The sequence below is a fragment of the uncultured Gimesia sp. genome (genome assembly GCF_963972345.1).
Classification (GTDB): Bacteria; Planctomycetota; Planctomycetia; order Planctomycetales; family Planctomycetaceae; genus Gimesia.
In genome coordinates, this window is record NZ_CAXAVM010000077.1 from 1 (window position 1) to 16,742 (window position 16,742).

A 16,742-nucleotide genomic window follows, 5' to 3' on the forward strand; every position below is an offset into this window, starting at 1 on the left:
TTCATCATTAACGATGAAAACGCGACCACTGAAAACGTACTCGACCTGATCAACCTGGCACAGAATACCGTCGCAGAAAAGTTTGGTGTGGATCTCGAACTGGAGATTGAACTCTGGTAAATCCGGAATTCAGATCATCTGCCTCAATTCAGTCTCCTGCGAAACGACAGCGAAACGGCTACTTGCCGCCGATACAGTAGAGATGCTGAAACGTTCTGATGAAGACCTGTCCGTCAGAGAACGCCGGCGTGGAATTACTCTGTTCTTTCAGTGGGTTTTCAGCGACTTTTTCCAATCCTGCCGGACTGGGTTTCAACACGTGAGTCGTTCCATTCTGGTCGGTGACATACAGTCGATCAGCGGCTAAGACAATGGAACCCCAGCAGGCGGCACCCCCCGATCGCTCCTGCCAGACGATTTCTCCGGTAGCAGGATTCAGGCATTGAAACAGATTGGGTCCGGCATTGGCCATGAAGAGATGGTCGTTGGTAAAGACGCCGGTGGAAATCCGCTGCGGATTTGGTTCTTTCTGCCACAATCGCTGAGAGTCGGTAATATTTCCGCTGCCCTGCATCCGGAAACCGATCGCGGGACCATTAAAACCGCCCATGGCCACACAAATCCCGTTTGCCAGCACGGGAGAGGTATAAGCGAGGTCCCCTTTCTTGCCGTGCAAACCTTCACAACTCCAGATGATCTTCCCGGACGCGGGGTCGTATGCATTCACGCGGAGTGACATGCTGCAGATGATAAGCGTCTGCCCGTTCACATTGGTAATCACGGGAGTACTCCAGGACCCCATATACTTTTTCTGATCATTGTACTGTCCATCGCCGACGACGGGCTCGTCTGTTTCCCAGAGCGTTTTCCCGCTTTCCAGATCGAGGGCAGTCATGAAAACCCGTTTGCCCGGGCCGCAGTGAAGAATGATCTTGCCAGCGTGCAGGACCGGCGACGCACCGTAGCCCCAGATGTGTTTGAATTCACCCAGGTTGCGATTCCAGAGTTCTTTCCCCTCAAAATCATAACAGTACAAACCGGCTGAAGAATGCCAGACGACCACCCGCTGGCCATCGGCGGCAGGAGTCGAACCACAATAGTTACTGGTCTTATGGGTGGGCATGACTTTGTCATAGTTTACGGTGCGCACCCAGAGCTGCTTTCCGCTTGTTCTGTCGAAACAGTACAGGCTGCGTTTGCGTCCTTCGTTTTCAGCACAGGTGATGAAGACTTTGCCGTTCGAAACGATGGGGCTGCTGGTTCCCGGAGCAGGCAGGGGTGCTTTCCAGAGAATATTTTCCTGCGCACTCCAAGTGAGCGGGACTTCGGTTTCCTGAGAGATGCCATTTCCCAGCGGACCCCTAAAGGCGGGCCAGTCTTCCGCGCGCAGTTGCCCTGTGGAGAGGATGAGACACATCGAGAACACACAACAGAGAACATCGAATCGTTTAACCATGTGAGCGCCTCATCAAAAAAAATGAAACCGAATTTGATAACAGTCAGCTAAGCAATGACGTCGTGGATCACATGGCCATGCACGTCCGTCAGACGCATGTCGCGACCTCCAAAACGGAATGTGGATTTTGTATGTTTCAGCCCCAGCAGGTGCAGCATGGTGGCATGAATGTCATGAATTTCCACTCGGTTTTCGACGACTTTGTAGCCCCAGTCATCAGTGGCGCCATAAGTCATGCCCCCCTTAATGCCACCGCCGGCCATCCACATGGTAAACCCGAACGGATTGTGATCCCGCCCGTTCGTACCCTGCGCGAAGGGGGTTCTGCCGAACTCGCCTCCCCAGATGACCAGGGTTGATTCCAGCAGTCCGCGCTGTTTCAGATCTTTCAGGAGGCCGGCAATGGGCTGATCGACAGCGCGGGCATTATTTTCATGATCCCGTTTCAGATTACTGTGCTGATCCCAGCGATCCCCTTTGACATTCGGGCATGTCAGCTCCACGAAGCGGACTCCGCGTTCGACCAGGCGGCGGGCCAGCAGGCATTCCGCACCATAAGTCCGCGTGGGCTCATACTCGGAATTGAATCCATACAGATCCAGAGTGGCTTTGCTTTCCTTGTTGAATGTCATCAGGTCGGGGATCGCCATCTGCATTTTATAAGCGAGTTCATAATTGGAAATCGCGGATTCTATTTCATCATGAACGCCGGTCTGCTGCTGTTTGAGCAGATCCAGTTGCTGCATCAGTTTGAGCTTCCGGACCTGAGTCTGGCTGGATTTTTCCTGGCGCTCCACATTGGCAATGCCACTGCCTCCCGGTTTGAAAACAGAACCTTGAAAGCTGGCAGGGAGAAATCCGCTGTTAAAGCAGTCGAGCCCTCCGGGAGGAATCAGTCCGCCATTAATTACCACAAAACCGGGCAGGTCCTGGCACTCGCTGCCCAGTCCATAATTTACCCAGGCACCCATACTGGGCCGTCCCTGCAGTCCGCTGCCTGTGTGCAGGAAGTAATTGGCAAACGTGTGCTCCGGGAACTGGGAGACAACAGAGCGAATGATGGCCATGTCATCAATACAGGAACCGATCTGCGGAAAGAGATCGCTGACCGGGATGCCACTCTCGCCGTAAGGTTTAAACTTCCAGGGACTTTCCAGTACTTTTCCGACGTTATCAAACTGGGTGGCTTCGACTTTGAAAAAGTCGCCGGGACTTTTTCCATTAAACCTGGATAGCATGGGTTTCGGGTCGAAGGTGTCAACCTGCGAAGGCCCGCCATCCATGTACAGGAAAATCACATTTTTTGCCTTGGGGGGGAAATGTGTTTTTCCAGTCGATTCACTGGCGAAGCCGCGATCCTGCAGCAGGGCCGTGAGCGCGGCTGCACCGAAACCGTTCGCGCACTGCCTGAGAATCTCTCTTCGCGTATACTGCTGTCGGAACTTTCCACAGTGCATGCTGGCGGCTTTCTGAATCTTAAAAAATGTAGATAAACTCTTTGAGATTGAAGATCACGTGTCCCAGTTCTGACCAGATTCGGGCTTGATCGGTCTCTGAAGAATTGGAATTCGTCTGTTGTTCAATAAATTCTCGGGCTGTCTGCAGTTCTTCAGAAGTGGGAAGTCGGCCCAGTGCCGATTCATACATCCAGCGAATCCGGTCTTCGTTTGTCTGTAAACCCGATTCCGTCAGAACGCGTTTTCCCCACAGTTCTGCCTGTTGAATCACGAAGGGATCGTTCATCATGATTAAGGCTTGCGCGGGAACATTGGAAACATTACGGCGGCCCATTGTGCTGAAAGGGCTGGGAGTATCGTAGGCCAGCATCATGGGGGAGAGGAAGTTGCGTCGGACCTGAATATAAATCGAGCGTCTGCCTGCTCCATCCAGAGGGCCATTCACGGGAGGTTTGCCACGACCATCCATAAATTTTGTCAGATGAACGGGAATGGAAGGCCCATACAGGGTTGTGTCCAGTCGACCCGAGATCTGCAGCAGGGCATCGCGGATGGCTTCCCCTTCCAGGCGTTTCAAAGGCATTTTGTAGAGCAGGATATTGTCGGGATCAATGTCTGCGGCATCCTGTGTGGTGGTGCTTGACTGTTGATAGGTCTGCGTCAGCACCATGTATTTAATTATCTGTTTGAGAGATTGACCCTCTTCAACAAACTTCAGCGCGAGGAAATCGAGCAGTTCGGGATGTGAAGGTCGTTCGCCCAGTACGCCGAAATTATCAACGCTGGGAACAATGCCGCGACCGAACAGATGAGCCCAGATACGATTCACGATCACGCGATGGGTCAATGGATTCGCAGGATCATTGATGGCCTGAGCCAGTTGCAGACGTCCGCTGCCTGTCTCGTTCCCGGGTGAGTCTCCGCCCAGGGCTTCCAGGAATCGTCGTGGCACCACCGGGCCCGGATTCTGATGGCTGCCTCGAATCAGGACATGATCGTTCTCCGCATTACCATCCATGATGGCCATCGCGGTTTGCGAAGTGGTCTGAATCGACTTTTTCAGTCCTTCGCGCTGCTGCTGCCAGGTATCGATTTCCGCTTTGAGCTGTTGTCGTGCCGGACTCTGTGGCTCTGAAAACAGATCAGGGTGAGTCAGGACCCAGTTGACCAGGGCCACAGACCGTGAACTCGGGGCCGACTTGCCTGACACAAACTCATTAAAAGCGGTCTGCAGCGCAAGCGGAACTTCAGCTCCCGCCAGATTGACTTTGACCAGGTCGGCTTCCGGAAAAGTTGCGGCATGCTTGATCTGGTACACTTCCAGCGGAGACTGATCAATGGGAGTGAATTCGAGATGGACGCGATGTCCTTTGTAACGGGACAGATCGTGGGTCACCCAGAGCGGTTTGCCATCGGGACTGGCTTGAACCTTTTTGAGTGTAGAACCATGCAGAGGTCCAAACAGCAGTCGATGAGAATCGACGCAAGCGTAAACCCAGCAGTTCCCTTTCACTCGATAATTGACCGCTCCCTGGACTTCGAATGTGGGAGTACGGAGTGTCCTGCCGGCGCGGGGGTAGGTTCGCAGTTTGTTTTTCTGATTCAATTGGGGGGAGGGAGTATCAACCAGTTCATTCCAGAGCGGGTCCCGCCGGGCTGCTCCTTCAGTCTGCGCAAACAGATTCAGCGGGGCACTCGACGGATCCAGCACCAGGGTACCAGGCTCCCGCGCTGACAGACCAAATGTAAAACCATCCGTGATGAAATCTTCGGGAGTGCACCAGGCATAGTCGATGATGATCCGCGCATCCTCTCTGCCGGACTGTTTGTGAGCAGGTGTTGAAGAAGGAGAGAGCGAAGATTCCGTTTCAGATTCGGGCATAAAACGGAGTGACATCAACTGGCTTTGATCCTGATTTGACTGCAGAAAGTTGATCCAGCTATTCAGGATTACCGGCGAAAGATTTCCCCGGGCAGCTTTCTGTTGCACTTCCACAGCCAGGGCGGCAGTATTCTTTGCGGGGTTCTGGCCTACGAGCGTTTGGGCTTCGGAGTAGTATTTCGAGAAGTTCTGGATGCCTTCCCTGAATGCAGACTTGATGATGGGTTTGAGAGCTTCCTGCTGCCGTTGATCGAGTTGTTCTACCTGTTTCGCGATTTTCTGATTATGTGTAATTGATTCGAATCTAACCTGGTGATAATTACTGCTCTGCAGATATCCATACAGGGCGTAGTAGTCCTTTGTGGAAATCGCATCGAATTTGTGATCGTGGCAGCGGGCACAGGAAACCGTCATGCCCAGAAACGATTTGGTCATCACGTCAATTGCATTATCGAAGCGATCGGTTTCGTCTTTACGAATATCGACGGGAGAATGCACCCATTCGCCCAGGTACCAGAAAGCGGTGGCCAGTACAGATTCATTAAACTGAGTTTCCGGATTGAGTCGAGGCTGCTTGAGGAGATCGCCGGCGATGTGTTCTGTGACAAACTGGTCGTAAGGCAGATCCGCATTCAGGGCGCGGATGACATAGTCACGATACTGATAGGCGTTGGGGGCATCGTTGTCGAACTCGTGGCCCCGGGATTCCGCATAACGCATCAGGTCGAGCCAGTGGCGTGCCCAGCGTTCCCCAAAGCGGGGGGATGCCAGCAACTGGTCGACCACTTTTTCCGTCGCATTCGGAGATGAATCAGCCAGGTAATGTTGAATCTGCCCGGGAGTGGGAGGCAGTCCTGTTAAGTCAAACGCGAGACGACGGAGAATCGTTCGCTTGTCAGCAGGTTCACTCGGATGCAGGTTTTTTTCTTCCAGCTTTGCCAGGATGAACTGATCGACGGGATGGTTCGATCTGTTTTTCTGTTTGACGAGGGGCGGAGTGACCTCTTTTACGGGTTGCCAGGCCCAGTGGTCCTGTTTGCGTTGCTGCAGATCAAATGTTTTGGCAGTTTCTGAGGCGGCAGGAGCTTTTTCATCGGGCCAGGGAAGTCCCATTTCCACCCAGCGGGATAAGGCAGCGATCTGCTCGGCTTTCAATCGCGTATCGGGGGGCATTTCATACGATTCATAGCGGACCGCCTGCAGCAGCAGACTGTCGTGCGGTTGTTTCAACTCAGCCGCCGGGCCCGAGTCGCCTCCTTTCAGAAGCAGCGAACGGGAATCCAGCCTTAATCCCCCTTCCAGTCGTGTGGCTTGTCCGCTGTGACATTCGTAACAATGTTCGGCAAGTAAGGGGCGGATCGATTTTTCAAAGAATTCGAGTTGCTCGCTCGTAAAGCGGGGGTTTGCACTGTCTTTGAGGTTTGTCTTTTCAGCAGAGTCCGAAAAACGACTCAAGCCGATGAGGAGTAATACCAGAAATGTGGTCCGAATAAACTGCTTCATGCGCCGGCTTCTCTTACGATGTTCAGGTAATGATCTGGCTGAAGCCTGTCGAGACACTGTGGTATACGAAGCATCTCACTTCAATGGAGGGAATAATCTTGAAAGAGCGTACTTTTCTATTCTAACGTGAATCCAGACAGCGATTCAAGTTTTATCTGTCGTCCTGTGCCAGTAGATCGGATTCGAGGCAGATATTTCAGATGAGCTCTGCTAACGGTCTGGCGTGATCTTCGACCAGGTATTGCGGGCGTCCACTGAAATCTTCTACGGTGGTATGCTCTGTCTCAATTCCCAGGTTATGATAAAGGGTGGCAAACAGTTCGGGGAATGTGACCGGACGGTCGACGGCTTCGCCACCCAGTCTGTCCGTCGCACCGATAACCTGGCCGGTTTTCATGCCACCACCAAACAGAATCGCTGAATTGACCCGGGGCCAGTGATCGCGGCCGACCTGTGTACTGATTTTCGGGGTGCGTCCGAATTCACCCCAGATGGCTACCGTACAATCCTGATCCAGTCCGCGCTGATGCAGATCTTCCAAGAGCGCACTGACGCATTGATCAAAGATGGGAAAGTCTTCTGCTTCACGCTTGAAGATCGAATTGTTCTTGCCGCCGTGCCAGTCCCATTTACTGTAATTAAGTGTGACCACACGGGCTCCTGCTTCAATCAATCGACGTGCCACCAGCATGCTTTGCGGGACGCGGGGGGCACCGTTACTGTCAATGAATTTCGTCGGATCGCCGGTGCCATAACGTTCCACGGTTCGGGGATCTTCCTGCGACAGATCCAGGGCTTCTGCCAGTTGCGAGGAAGTGAGTACACCCATGGCCTGCTCGGTGAACGTGTCCAGTCCCGTCATCATGCCCGAGGCATCTGCTTCGCGTTTGAAGTTATCAATACTCTGCAGGAGTTGTTTACGGTCTGCCAGTCGTTCGAGCGAAATCCCGTTCAGAACCATATCATGGCGGGTCGGTCCCATAGGTCGAAAGGGAGATTGTGACAAGCCCAGGAAACCCGGTCCCGGTTCGTTGTAGGGACCGTGAGTGCAGGGGTAGCACAGGCTGATAAAGGGCGGTGCCGACTGGACGTGGGGGCCTTGCAGCTTTGCCACGGTGGAGCCAAATTGAGGCCAGCCCCCCTGTGGTGTCGGTTTGCGCGGGTCATGTCCGTTGAAGCATTGAATGGCATCGTGACCACTTTGCGAACCGACGATCGAACGGATCAGAACCATCTTATCCATCGATTGTGCCAGTCGCGGGAAGGCTTCACAGATTTCGATCCCGGGAACATTCGTAGCGATGGGCCTCCAGGGACCGGCAATCTCTTGGGGAGCTTCCGGTTTGAGATCGATCATATCCTGGTGGGGTGGGCCACCTACCAGATAGATCATGATGACTGATTTTTGTCGTTTGTTCCGTGTGTTTCCCGCGTCAGCCTGCAGCAGGCGGGGGAGAGTCAGTCCCGACAGACCCAGGCTGCCGATCTGAAGAAAATTACGCCGTGATAGCCGATCACAGAAAGATCCGTCACCCTGATCCGATCCCAGGATAGTCAACATACTGTTCTCTCCCGCAAAAGCCCGATTCGTTTAGAGCTGGTTCGAGAACGATTGTATCAACTTGTGTTTATGTGTTCCAGAGGAGTCGGCGCGGTTCCCGGAATTATTTTCGGGCTCGTTCCCGCAGTTCGGGCAGGACAGTTCTGATGCCATTGGCGCCCAAAGAAGCGATGGAGCCGATATTCACAAAGCGATAGCCTTCATCGATGGCCTGTCGGCACCGGTCCAGGTCGCCGAAGGTGATTCCTGCAGGTTTGTTGGCTTTGGCGACCCGTTTGGGGAAGTCAGCCAGTAATTTTTGCAGTTCCGGGTGTTGGAGTTGTCCGATAACGCCCAGTGAGGCAGACAGGTCCATCGGGCCGGCGAAGACGACATCAATGCCTTCTACCGCGGCGATGGCTTCGATATTTTCGATACCTTCCGGGGATTCGATCTGGGCGACGATCGCGGTTTCCTCATTAGCGTAGGGCAGGTAATCGTCGAAGGAGTAATCGAGGAACATCACCCAGTCGGGCGAAACTCCCCGTGTTCCTTCCGGAGGATATTTGGCGTATTGCACAGCCAGTCTGGCTTCTTCCGCATTATTGATTTGCGGAACCATGATGGTGTTGGCTCCGATATCCAGTGCTTTCTTGATATACATCGGATCCAGGCCCGGAACGCGGATCATGGGCATGCAACCCTGTCGGCGGGCAATCAGCGGAAGATTCTTGACTTCGTTAACGCCATAAGGCCGGTGTTCGAGGTCAATCCATAAAAAATCGACCCCCGTATCGACAGACAGTTTCGCCAGAATTTCGGAAGCGTCGGGCATACCCACTCCCAAAGCGACATCTCCCCGGGCAGTCAGAGTTTTTATTTTATTTTCAAACATCAGCAGATCCAAAACAAAGATGAAATTGAAAGGCATCAGACGCCGGGGCGAACACCAAATATCATAAGCGGAAAAACAGCAACGGCATACCCTGAGAGAGTACGCCGTTGCTGAAATATTCTGATTTGTTTCCCACTTCGTCTGCAGGAATTCCCGTCGAGTGATTAACGGCTGATGTAATACATGGCCGGGTCGTCGATGATCCATTCCGTGGACCAGGTGCGTCCATTATCCTGATTACAGACATTGAAAAATGCAGTATGGAAAGACTGAATCTGCGTTCCGTAAGGATAATGGGAAGCGAAGCGGTCAGCCTGGGTCAGGGGCTCCACGCCTGGCTTGGCGTAATAATGAGTGCGTCCATCGGGAGTGAATGACATGCCCAGAGTCCACCAGCCGGTCTGCTTGATTTCAGGGCCGATGAAATCCTGCCCGGAGCTGTCTGCCCGGACTACGAACATGGCTGAATCTTCTCCATTGGGGCTGTCGGTTTTGCTGTTAAACTGAATGAACATCCCCAGGTAGATGGTTTCAATTTTGGTCGAAGGGCTGCTGCGGAAAAATCGTCTCCGTGAACTGGAACCGGATTTCATGGGAGCCTTGACAGCAGCACGAAAACCGAAAGAAGTACCGGTTTTATCTTCCCATTCTTCAAAGGGGGGAAGGTAGACGCGAGTCACCACGCTGGGAGAGTAGGCAACAGAGACCATGCTTCCGGTCATGATCAGATCGTCCTGATTGGAACTGCGGCTGCCATGTCCGGGAACACCTGTGTGCAGTGATTTCAGCAGCAGCGAACTCTTGCTGCCCGGCAGCCCTCCCTCTGGTGTGGGAACGCGTTGAACGACATCTGGCTGGCCTCGTTTTGCGCTTTCTGTCCAGACGCCGTTAGTAGACTGTCCGAGCGGATAGCGGGTATCTTTATCAACGTTGGTACTGCTTTTGGGGAGGTTGGTAATGTATTCCCAGGATTCATCTTCGAAATCGTCCCAGGAGCCATCAATGCGGGTCCCGGTGCCAGGAATCACCTGCGCTTTTGCTTCGCCGCCGGCGATCAGAATAGTGGTTCCTGCAAACAGAGCCAGACAGTGTCTGGAGAGAAGATGTTTCCATGAGAAAAACATGTGATTTGGTTCCTGGCAACGAGATAAATGAGAGAGAAAAAGTATCAGTGTTCCGACGCCTGGCTGATTCCTGCCTGAATTGTCTGTTCACTTTGAACTTCAGGGGAAAGCTACTTTTCCGCAGTTGTGCTATTACTGGAATTATCGGACGGATCGATAGAAATGGTTCAAACGTGCGTTGGTGAATATATTTTACGTAAGTCATTTACTGGCTATTGGTTTGAGATATAAAACCTTCCGCATGCCCGGAAGAGAATCAACGAAAATAACACATGGTGAGCCTATAGACTTCGCAGCTTGTATATTTTGACTGAACGATAAAGATTCCGGTATTACTTACTTGAAATGAGCGTGCAGAATTGGATTTCGAAAATGGAATCGCTAAGATAGCGGTTTGCTTTTCAAACCAGCCCTGAATGATCTCAAGCAGGCTGATTTTTAATCGAAAAAACACTTGAGAGGGCTTGGCGCGAGCCCTCCCGCAAACGTGACGATTGTTCGGAATTTCGAGAACGTAATGACTGATCCCCATGTCTCTGAGCAGGAAGCTGTTCCACAGAGTGTAGTTGATACCAGACAGGAAGAGTTGATCCTGGTACTGGATTTTGGTTCCCAGACCGCGCAGCTGATTACCAGACGCGTACGTGAACAAAACGTATTCAGTCAGCTGGCCCGTCCCGATCTGTCAGCAGAACGCATTCGCGAGTTGAATCCGAAAGGGATTATCCTCTCCGGTGGTCCCGCCAGCGTTTACGGTGAAGATTCACCCCAGCCTGACCCGGAAATCTTTAACCTGGGAATTCCCATTCTGGGGATCTGCTATGGCATGCAACTGGTCTGTGCTTCGCAGGGCTGTGATGTCAAAGGCGGAGAATCACGCGAATTCGGACGCACTCCCAGCACGGTACTCGATCATTCCAACCTGTTTTCAGGCGTCCCCACCAATTTTATCGCCTGGATGAGCCATGGCGATCAGGTTCAGAATTTAAGCGAACATTTTGAATCCCTGGCGTCTACCGAAACCTGTCAGTTCGCCGCCGTCAAACACCACACTAAACCATTTTTCGGCCTGCAGTTTCACCCGGAAGTCACGCATACCGAATTTGGCGGTCTACTGCTCTCTAATTTCGTCCAGAAGGTATGTGGCTGCAAAGGGACCTGGAAGATTTCCAATCTGATCGAACAGGAAATCGAAACGATCCGGGAACGCGTGGGAGATAAGCAGGTGATCTGCGGTTTATCAGGGGGAGTTGATTCCTCGGTCGTCGCCGCTCTGTTGTATCGTGCGATCGGTTCTCAACTCTCGTGTATCTTTGTAGATAACGGGCTGTTGCGTAAAGGGGAAGCAGACGAGGTAGAACATCGCTTCGGTGAGCACTTCAAGACCGACCTGCACGTGGTGGATGCCAGGGATCTGTTTCTTTCCGAACTGAAAGGGGTCATCGATCCACAAGAGAAACGGAAGATTATCGGGCGGCTGTTTATTGAGGTCTTTCAGAAGGAAGCGGTATCGATTCAAAATGCGAAATTTCTGGCACAGGGCACACTGTATCCGGATGTCATTGAATCCGGAGCCAACGTGGATGGCCCCGCGGCGACGATCAAATCTCATCATAATGTCGGGGGTTTACCTGAAAAGCTGGGTTTTGAACTGATCGAACCCCTGCGGGAATTATTCAAAGACGAAGTCCGCCAGATGGGCCATGAACTCGGGTTGCCGGATGAGCTGATTTATCGTCATCCCTTCCCCGGTCCCGGACTGGCAGTCCGCTGCCTGGGGGAAGTCACCGAAGAACGCTTGAAAGTACTGCGTGAAGCAGACCTGATTGTGATTGAAGAATTACACAAAGCGAACCTGTATCGTAAAACGAAACAGGCGTTTGCCGTCCTGCTGCCGATTCGGTCGGTAGGCGTCATGGGAGATGGTCGCACTTATGAAGATGTGGCCGCCATTCGAGCTGTCGAAACAGATGACTTCATGACGGCGAACTGGTCCCCACTGCCTCATGAGGTTCTGGAAAGAATGTCGACTCGGATTACCAACAACGTTCGCGGCATCAATCGTGTCGTGTATGATGTGAGCTCCAAGCCTCCCAGCACGATTGAATGGGAATAATTTTCCTTTCCCCGCACTTTCTTCACGGGTTCTCAAACGAACTGACGTAGAAGATACAGCTGTGCTCTGAAGTTCAGCAAATCAACGGATCTGGACTTGATTTCCCTACTGATCAGGCTATGGTAGAACGTATTCGTTAATGTTCTTTAATATAGTCAGGCTGGCCGTTCGGACGTTGTCATTGAGTACTTCGCCTGATCAGATTTCGAGAATCGACTGATCGAAGTCGCGGCTACCTCCCACCTGATGAGTACCCTTGCTGAAAGAGAAAGTCGGATTATGCGTTCGGTTTCGAAGAGACGTCTGTTCTGTCTGGCCACAGGCTGTTTATCACTCCTGCTGTTGGTAAGCGGGGGTTATTTTTCACCGGCTACTGCACAGAAGCCATTGGCTGATGAAGGTGATCTGGCCAAGCGTCTCAAGCGTATTCCCGCGACGTCGCCGGAAGACAGTCTGAAAGGATTCGAACTGGAACGAGGATTCAAGCTGGAACTGGTTGCTGCGGAACCAGATGTGATGGATCCCGTCGATGCCTGTTTTGATGAAAACGGTCAGATGTTTGTGGCAGAGATGCGCGGCTACCCGTATCTTCCAGAACAGCGTCCCGATTATATTCCCGGCCCCGTTCGCAAAAATGCCGGCGTGATTCGCCTGTTAAAAGATACGACCGGCGATGGCAAAATGGATCAGAGTTTTGTCTTTGCCGATACGATTACCTGGCCGACTTCGGTCTGTTGTTATGATGGCGGCGTGTATGTGATTGCCCCTCCGAATATCTATTATTTCAAAGATACGGACGGAGATCACAAAGCGGATATCCGCGAGACCGTCTTTACTGGCCTGAAGACAAATAATGTGCAGGGACTGGCAAATAATCTGAAATGGAGCCTGGATAACCACATTTATTTTGCGGGGGGTACCAATGGTGGTTCGATTCTCAAAGACGGCAAAGAAGTAATTCCTAACGGTCGCCGCGATCTGAAACTGAACCCGAAAACCCGGGAACTGGAGACTGTTTCTGGTGGTTCGCAGTTCGGACACTCGATGGATGACTGGGGCAATCGATTTGTCTGCAGCAACAGCAATCATATTCAACACGTGGTCTATCCCAGTCATTATCTGAAGCGAAATGAATATCTGGCGGTTCCCGGAGTTCTGCGAACGGCGGCACGGAAGGGAGCGGCCGCGCCTGTGTATCGCCGGAGCCCACCCGAACCGTACCGTGTTGTTCGTACGGCGCGACGGGCAGCCGATCCCGATTTTCGAAAACGACTTTCCCCCACCGAACTGGTCGCCACTGGTTTCTTTACCTCGGCAACCGGTGTCACCATTTATCGGGGTAGTGCCTATCCTGAAGAATATCAGGGGAATGCGTTTATCGGGGATGTGGGAGGAAACCTGATTCATCGCAAGACGATGGATGAGAATGGGGCTACCTATGTGGCAACCCGCGCGGACGAGCAGACCGAATTCATCACTTCCGACGATAACTGGTTTCGTCCCGTCAACTTTGTGAATGCCCCCGATGGCACACTCTGGGTGCTGGACATGTATCGTGAAACGATCGAACATCCGTTTTCGATTCCCGAAGATATCAAGCGCCATCTGGATCTCGAAAGTGGACATGATCGCGGACGGATTTACCGTCTGGTTCATCCGGAGGGAACCTCGTTTGAGGTACAGAAACTGGGCAAAATGCCAGTCGAACAACTGGTGCAGCAACTGGAATCCCCCAATGCCTGGAACAGGGAAACGGCACAGCGGCTGATCTGGGAACGACAGGATCAGACTGCCGTTCCTTACCTTGAGAAGCTGTTCGAAACATCAAAACAGCCACTGGCACGTCTGCACGCCTTGTGGACCCTGGACGGGTTAAACGCTTTGAATGCAGATCTGCTGTTAAAAGCTTTGAAAGATCCCAAAGCCGGGATACGGGAGCACGCGATTCGTCTGGCAGAAAAACAGGCACAGGAGAGTCCTGAACTCTCGAAAGCCGTTCTGTCGCTGACGTCTGATCCCGAGTATCGAGTCCAGCTGCAACTGGCGTTCTCACTCGGTGAATTTGATAACCAGGCGGCAATCACCGGCCTGACCAAACTGGTCGACTCTCCCCATTATGATGGAGACATGCAGGTGGCCGTCCTGACCTCTTCTGCTCAGATTGCCGGTCCGCTGGCGGTGAACTTCCTCAGGGCAGCAGGAGGAAAGCTGTCAGGCAGCAAGCGTTCCCTGGTGATTGAACTGTTACGGATCTCCGGGGCGAAAAAAGATACATCAGATGCCTTGGCCGTGTTGGAATTTGTCTCTGATGACTCTGTATCGCTGGGAGAAAAGCAACTGGTACTGGGCGCATTAGGCGAAGGCCTGGGTCGCCGTGGTGCCTCACTGGCCACGCTGCTGAAAGATGCGAATCTGGACCCTGCTGTCAAACAGCGTTTTGATAAAACCATTGCCGATGCGGTTGAGATGGTCACTGAGGAAGAGAAACCGGTCGCCGAGAGGGTCGCCGCCATTCGCCTGCTTGGTTTCTTCGATTTCAGTGTTTCTGGAGACGTGCTGGCTGAGGTGTTGAATCCCCGGTCGTCACCGAAAATTCAACTTGCTGCAGTCGAAGCGTTATCGCGGATGGACCACCCGGATGTCAGCGGGGCGCTGCTGGAAAACTGGTCTGCATTCAGTCCGGCTGTTCGAGCCGATGTCGTTGATGCCATGCTGGGATCGTCCGCGCGGATTGACCGGCTGCTGAAGGCGATCCAGGATAAGCAGGTCAAGCTGAATGAGCTCTCACGGGACAAAAAAGATCTGCTGACGAATCATCCGGACAAGGGGATTCGCCAGCGGGCCCAGAAGGTGGTGGGAAGCGAAGTCAACAGCGATCGTGCCAAGATCGTCCGCAGTTATGAAACCGCTCTGGAGCTGAAAGGAGACGTTTCCAACGGGAAGCAGGTCTATATGAAGAATTGTGCTGCCTGTCACAAGGTGGGAGACCAGGGACATAACGTCGGTCCCAACCTGGCGACGACGAAAAACAAGTCTGATAACGACCTGTTGATTGCGATCCTCGATCCGAGTCGTGAGGCACAGTCGAACTACAATGCCTACACGATTGTGACGGAGCAGGGGAAGTTGTACACAGGCATCATTGCCGCTGAAACAGCGACCAGCTACACCATTCGCCGTGCCGAAGGCAAGGAAGACATCATCTTAAGGAACAACATTGATACGCTGCTGTCCAATGGAGTTTCTCTGATGCCCAATGGTCTGGAAAAAGAGATCAGCCCACAGCAGATGGCTGACCTGCTGGAATTCATCAAAACTCTGGAAGCGCCTCCGGAAAAGTAGGCTCTCGCCTGAAATAAAAAACAGCCCTGTCAGTATCTCGCCGACAGGGCTGTTTTCGTTGCTTGCTATTTTTTCGTTTGAAATTTCCGGGGCTGGATTACCAGTCCATTCCCAGTGTGATCGATCCACCGAGCAGGCTCAGGTCACCCGATTCGCTGGCAGCTGATCCGGCACCACTCCACCACATGCCATCCCAGGCGGCTCGTACCCAGACCAGGGCTCCGGTCTGCAGCACAAAATCTGCCTGCATACCGATTTGGACTTCTGTAATACTTAATGATTTCTTGGAAGTAGTCTGCGCGGTGGCAGCGATGGGACCTGGTGTCTGGTCTTCAGCAGCGTACTTGGAATTACCCCAGAGTGCGGCATATTTTGCACTGGTGATAAAAGACAGGCTGGAAGTGCCTTTGGTGCGACGGTCGAACAATCCCAGGGGACGGCGTGCTTCACCAAACACAACGATACCATTACCGTCGAACCGGTGTCCGGCGTTGGATGAGACAGCAGCACCACTGGCGGTACCAACGGCACTGTATTGCTGGCTCACAGAAGCGTGACGGTAACCACCGCCGAACGTCGTCTGCCAGCGTTCAAAATTCAGTTCCTGGCTCAAATCCACATCAATGGTATAGAGCTTGATGTTGCTGGATGTCTGGATGAAATCGCCTGCCTGACCACCAGCGGCGATACCCCCGGTGGCGGTTTTGGTGGGCATGCCATTGAAAAAGATGAAGTTTTCTCCCGCAGTGGCACCGTTAGAGGAGTCATCTTCAAACTGGAACCAGCGAACTTGCGCACTGAGTCCTTCGTTATCAATCACGCCCAGGTTAATGCGGGGTGCAGACTGATAGTTGTAAGGAAAATCATTGGAAGTGGTGACCGTATTTGGGCCTGTCTGATCTTCAGTCAGAAATGCGGTGTCTGTATCAAATCCCGGTTTGACAAACACTGCTGCAGCACCGGCAACCAGTCCCAGCCGTTGATAGGTGGTGTCTTCCAGGTACGGATCTTCGACCCAGTCGCCCTGGGGATATTCTTCGAAAGGACCATAGTATTCTCCACCACCGACACCGCCGCCGTAATATTCGGTTGACGTGTACTGCCCGCCCTCTGGCATGGCAATCGGGGAGATATCTGATGTTCGCGGAGAAGACGGCGCGAAAGAGACGGCGTCGACTGCAGGCCCATCATAGTCCGAAGTATTTGAAATTCTGAAGACCCCTTCAGATTCATTTGATGGTTCGACTGGGAAATCTGACTGAGAATAAAGTATCTGCGTTGAAAAACAGCAGATTCCCGCAATCATCAAGCCAACGAATCCGTTCGTTCTCATAGCTTAATCTCTCCATTTCGATCCAGGTAGAATCTCACTAATTCAGCCGACCGAAAGATGCTAATTAAAAACTAACCTCTCCGACAAAGCACAA

At 52.6% G+C, this 16,742-nt stretch carries 10 protein-coding genes; 3 read left to right on the top strand and 7 right to left on the bottom strand.

The features are described from left to right. The first annotated feature begins 6 nt into the window (after positions 1 to 6). The gene (locus AACZ40_RS14415) at positions 7 to 120 is read left to right on the top strand and encodes a hypothetical protein (RefSeq protein ID WP_339674776.1); all 114 of its coding nucleotides are present in this window, start codon (positions 7 to 9) and stop codon (positions 118 to 120) included. 58 nt (positions 121 to 178) lie between these two features. On the opposite strand, the gene AACZ40_RS14420 is transcribed toward AACZ40_RS14415, so the two are convergent. The 6 genes from AACZ40_RS14420 to AACZ40_RS14445 form a co-directional block, all read right to left on the bottom strand. Continuing rightward, a complete protein-coding gene (locus AACZ40_RS14420; protein WP_291173262.1) occupies positions 179 to 1,456 on the bottom strand; it encodes a PQQ-binding-like beta-propeller repeat protein in 1,278 nt (425 codons plus the stop codon). Between the two features lie 47 nt (positions 1,457 to 1,503). Then, positions 1,504 to 2,913: a DUF1501 domain-containing protein gene (locus AACZ40_RS14425; protein ID WP_291173264.1), complete on the bottom strand. Its 1,410-nt coding sequence runs from the start codon at positions 2,911 to 2,913 to the stop codon at positions 1,504 to 1,506. A 19-nt stretch (positions 2,914 to 2,932) separates the two neighbouring features. Beyond that, complete coding sequence (locus tag AACZ40_RS14430) at positions 2,933 to 6,298, bottom strand: PSD1 and planctomycete cytochrome C domain-containing protein (RefSeq protein ID WP_291173267.1); 3,366 nt, start codon at positions 6,296 to 6,298, stop codon at positions 2,933 to 2,935. A 196-nt stretch (positions 6,299 to 6,494) separates the two neighbouring features. Continuing rightward, complete coding sequence (locus AACZ40_RS14435; RefSeq protein ID WP_291173269.1) at positions 6,495 to 7,859, bottom strand: DUF1501 domain-containing protein; 1,365 nt, start codon at positions 7,857 to 7,859, stop codon at positions 6,495 to 6,497. 103 nt (positions 7,860 to 7,962) lie between these two features. Continuing rightward, positions 7,963 to 8,733, bottom strand: a complete 771-nt coding sequence (locus tag AACZ40_RS14440; protein ID WP_291173271.1) for an aldolase/citrate lyase family protein — start codon at positions 8,731 to 8,733, stop codon at positions 7,963 to 7,965. Between the two features lie 164 nt (positions 8,734 to 8,897). Beyond that, on the bottom strand, positions 8,898 to 9,857 hold the full coding sequence (locus tag AACZ40_RS14445) for a hypothetical protein (protein ID WP_291173321.1): 960 nt from the start codon (positions 9,855 to 9,857) through the stop codon (positions 8,898 to 8,900). Positions 9,858 to 10,374: 517 nt separating this feature from the next. Between AACZ40_RS14445 and guaA the strand changes: the two genes are divergently transcribed. Both guaA and AACZ40_RS14455 read left to right on the top strand, forming a co-directional pair. Beyond that, the gene (gene guaA / locus AACZ40_RS14450) at positions 10,375 to 11,973 is read left to right on the top strand and encodes a glutamine-hydrolyzing GMP synthase (protein WP_291173324.1); all 1,599 of its coding nucleotides are present in this window, start codon (positions 10,375 to 10,377) and stop codon (positions 11,971 to 11,973) included. Positions 11,974 to 12,252: 279 nt separating this feature from the next. Continuing rightward, positions 12,253 to 15,315, top strand: coding sequence for a PVC-type heme-binding CxxCH protein (locus AACZ40_RS14455; RefSeq protein ID WP_339674769.1), 3,063 nt, complete (start codon positions 12,253 to 12,255; stop codon positions 15,313 to 15,315). 97 nt (positions 15,316 to 15,412) lie between these two features. Here the strand turns inward: AACZ40_RS14455 and AACZ40_RS14460 are convergent, their stop codons facing one another. After that, positions 15,413 to 16,648, bottom strand: a complete 1,236-nt coding sequence (locus AACZ40_RS14460; RefSeq protein WP_291173331.1) for a hypothetical protein — start codon at positions 16,646 to 16,648, stop codon at positions 15,413 to 15,415. Positions 16,649 to 16,742 lie beyond the last annotated feature (94 nt).

What these genes read in the sequence shown, in the direction of transcription:
- AACZ40_RS14435 (WP_291173269.1), bottom strand. Translation starts at nt 7,859, where the DNA reads ATGTTGACTATCCTGGGATCGGATCAGGGTGACGGATCTTTCTGTGAT.
- AACZ40_RS14430 (WP_291173267.1), bottom strand. Translation starts at nt 6,298, where the DNA reads ATGAAGCAGTTTATTCGGACCACATTTCTGGTATTACTCCTCATCGGC.
- guaA (WP_291173324.1), top strand. Translation starts at nt 10,375, where the DNA reads ATGACTGATCCCCATGTCTCTGAGCAGGAAGCTGTTCCACAGAGTGTA.
- AACZ40_RS14455 (WP_339674769.1), top strand. Translation starts at nt 12,253, where the DNA reads ATGCGTTCGGTTTCGAAGAGACGTCTGTTCTGTCTGGCCACAGGCTGT.
- AACZ40_RS14445 (WP_291173321.1), bottom strand. Translation starts at nt 9,857, where the DNA reads ATGTTTTTCTCATGGAAACATCTTCTCTCCAGACACTGTCTGGCTCTG.
- AACZ40_RS14460 (WP_291173331.1), bottom strand. Translation starts at nt 16,648, where the DNA reads ATGAGAACGAACGGATTCGTTGGCTTGATGATTGCGGGAATCTGCTGT.
- AACZ40_RS14425 (WP_291173264.1), bottom strand. Translation starts at nt 2,913, where the DNA reads ATGCACTGTGGAAAGTTCCGACAGCAGTATACGCGAAGAGAGATTCTC.
- AACZ40_RS14440 (WP_291173271.1), bottom strand. Translation starts at nt 8,733, where the DNA reads ATGTTTGAAAATAAAATAAAAACTCTGACTGCCCGGGGAGATGTCGCT.
- AACZ40_RS14420 (WP_291173262.1), bottom strand. Translation starts at nt 1,456, where the DNA reads ATGGTTAAACGATTCGATGTTCTCTGTTGTGTGTTCTCGATGTGTCTC.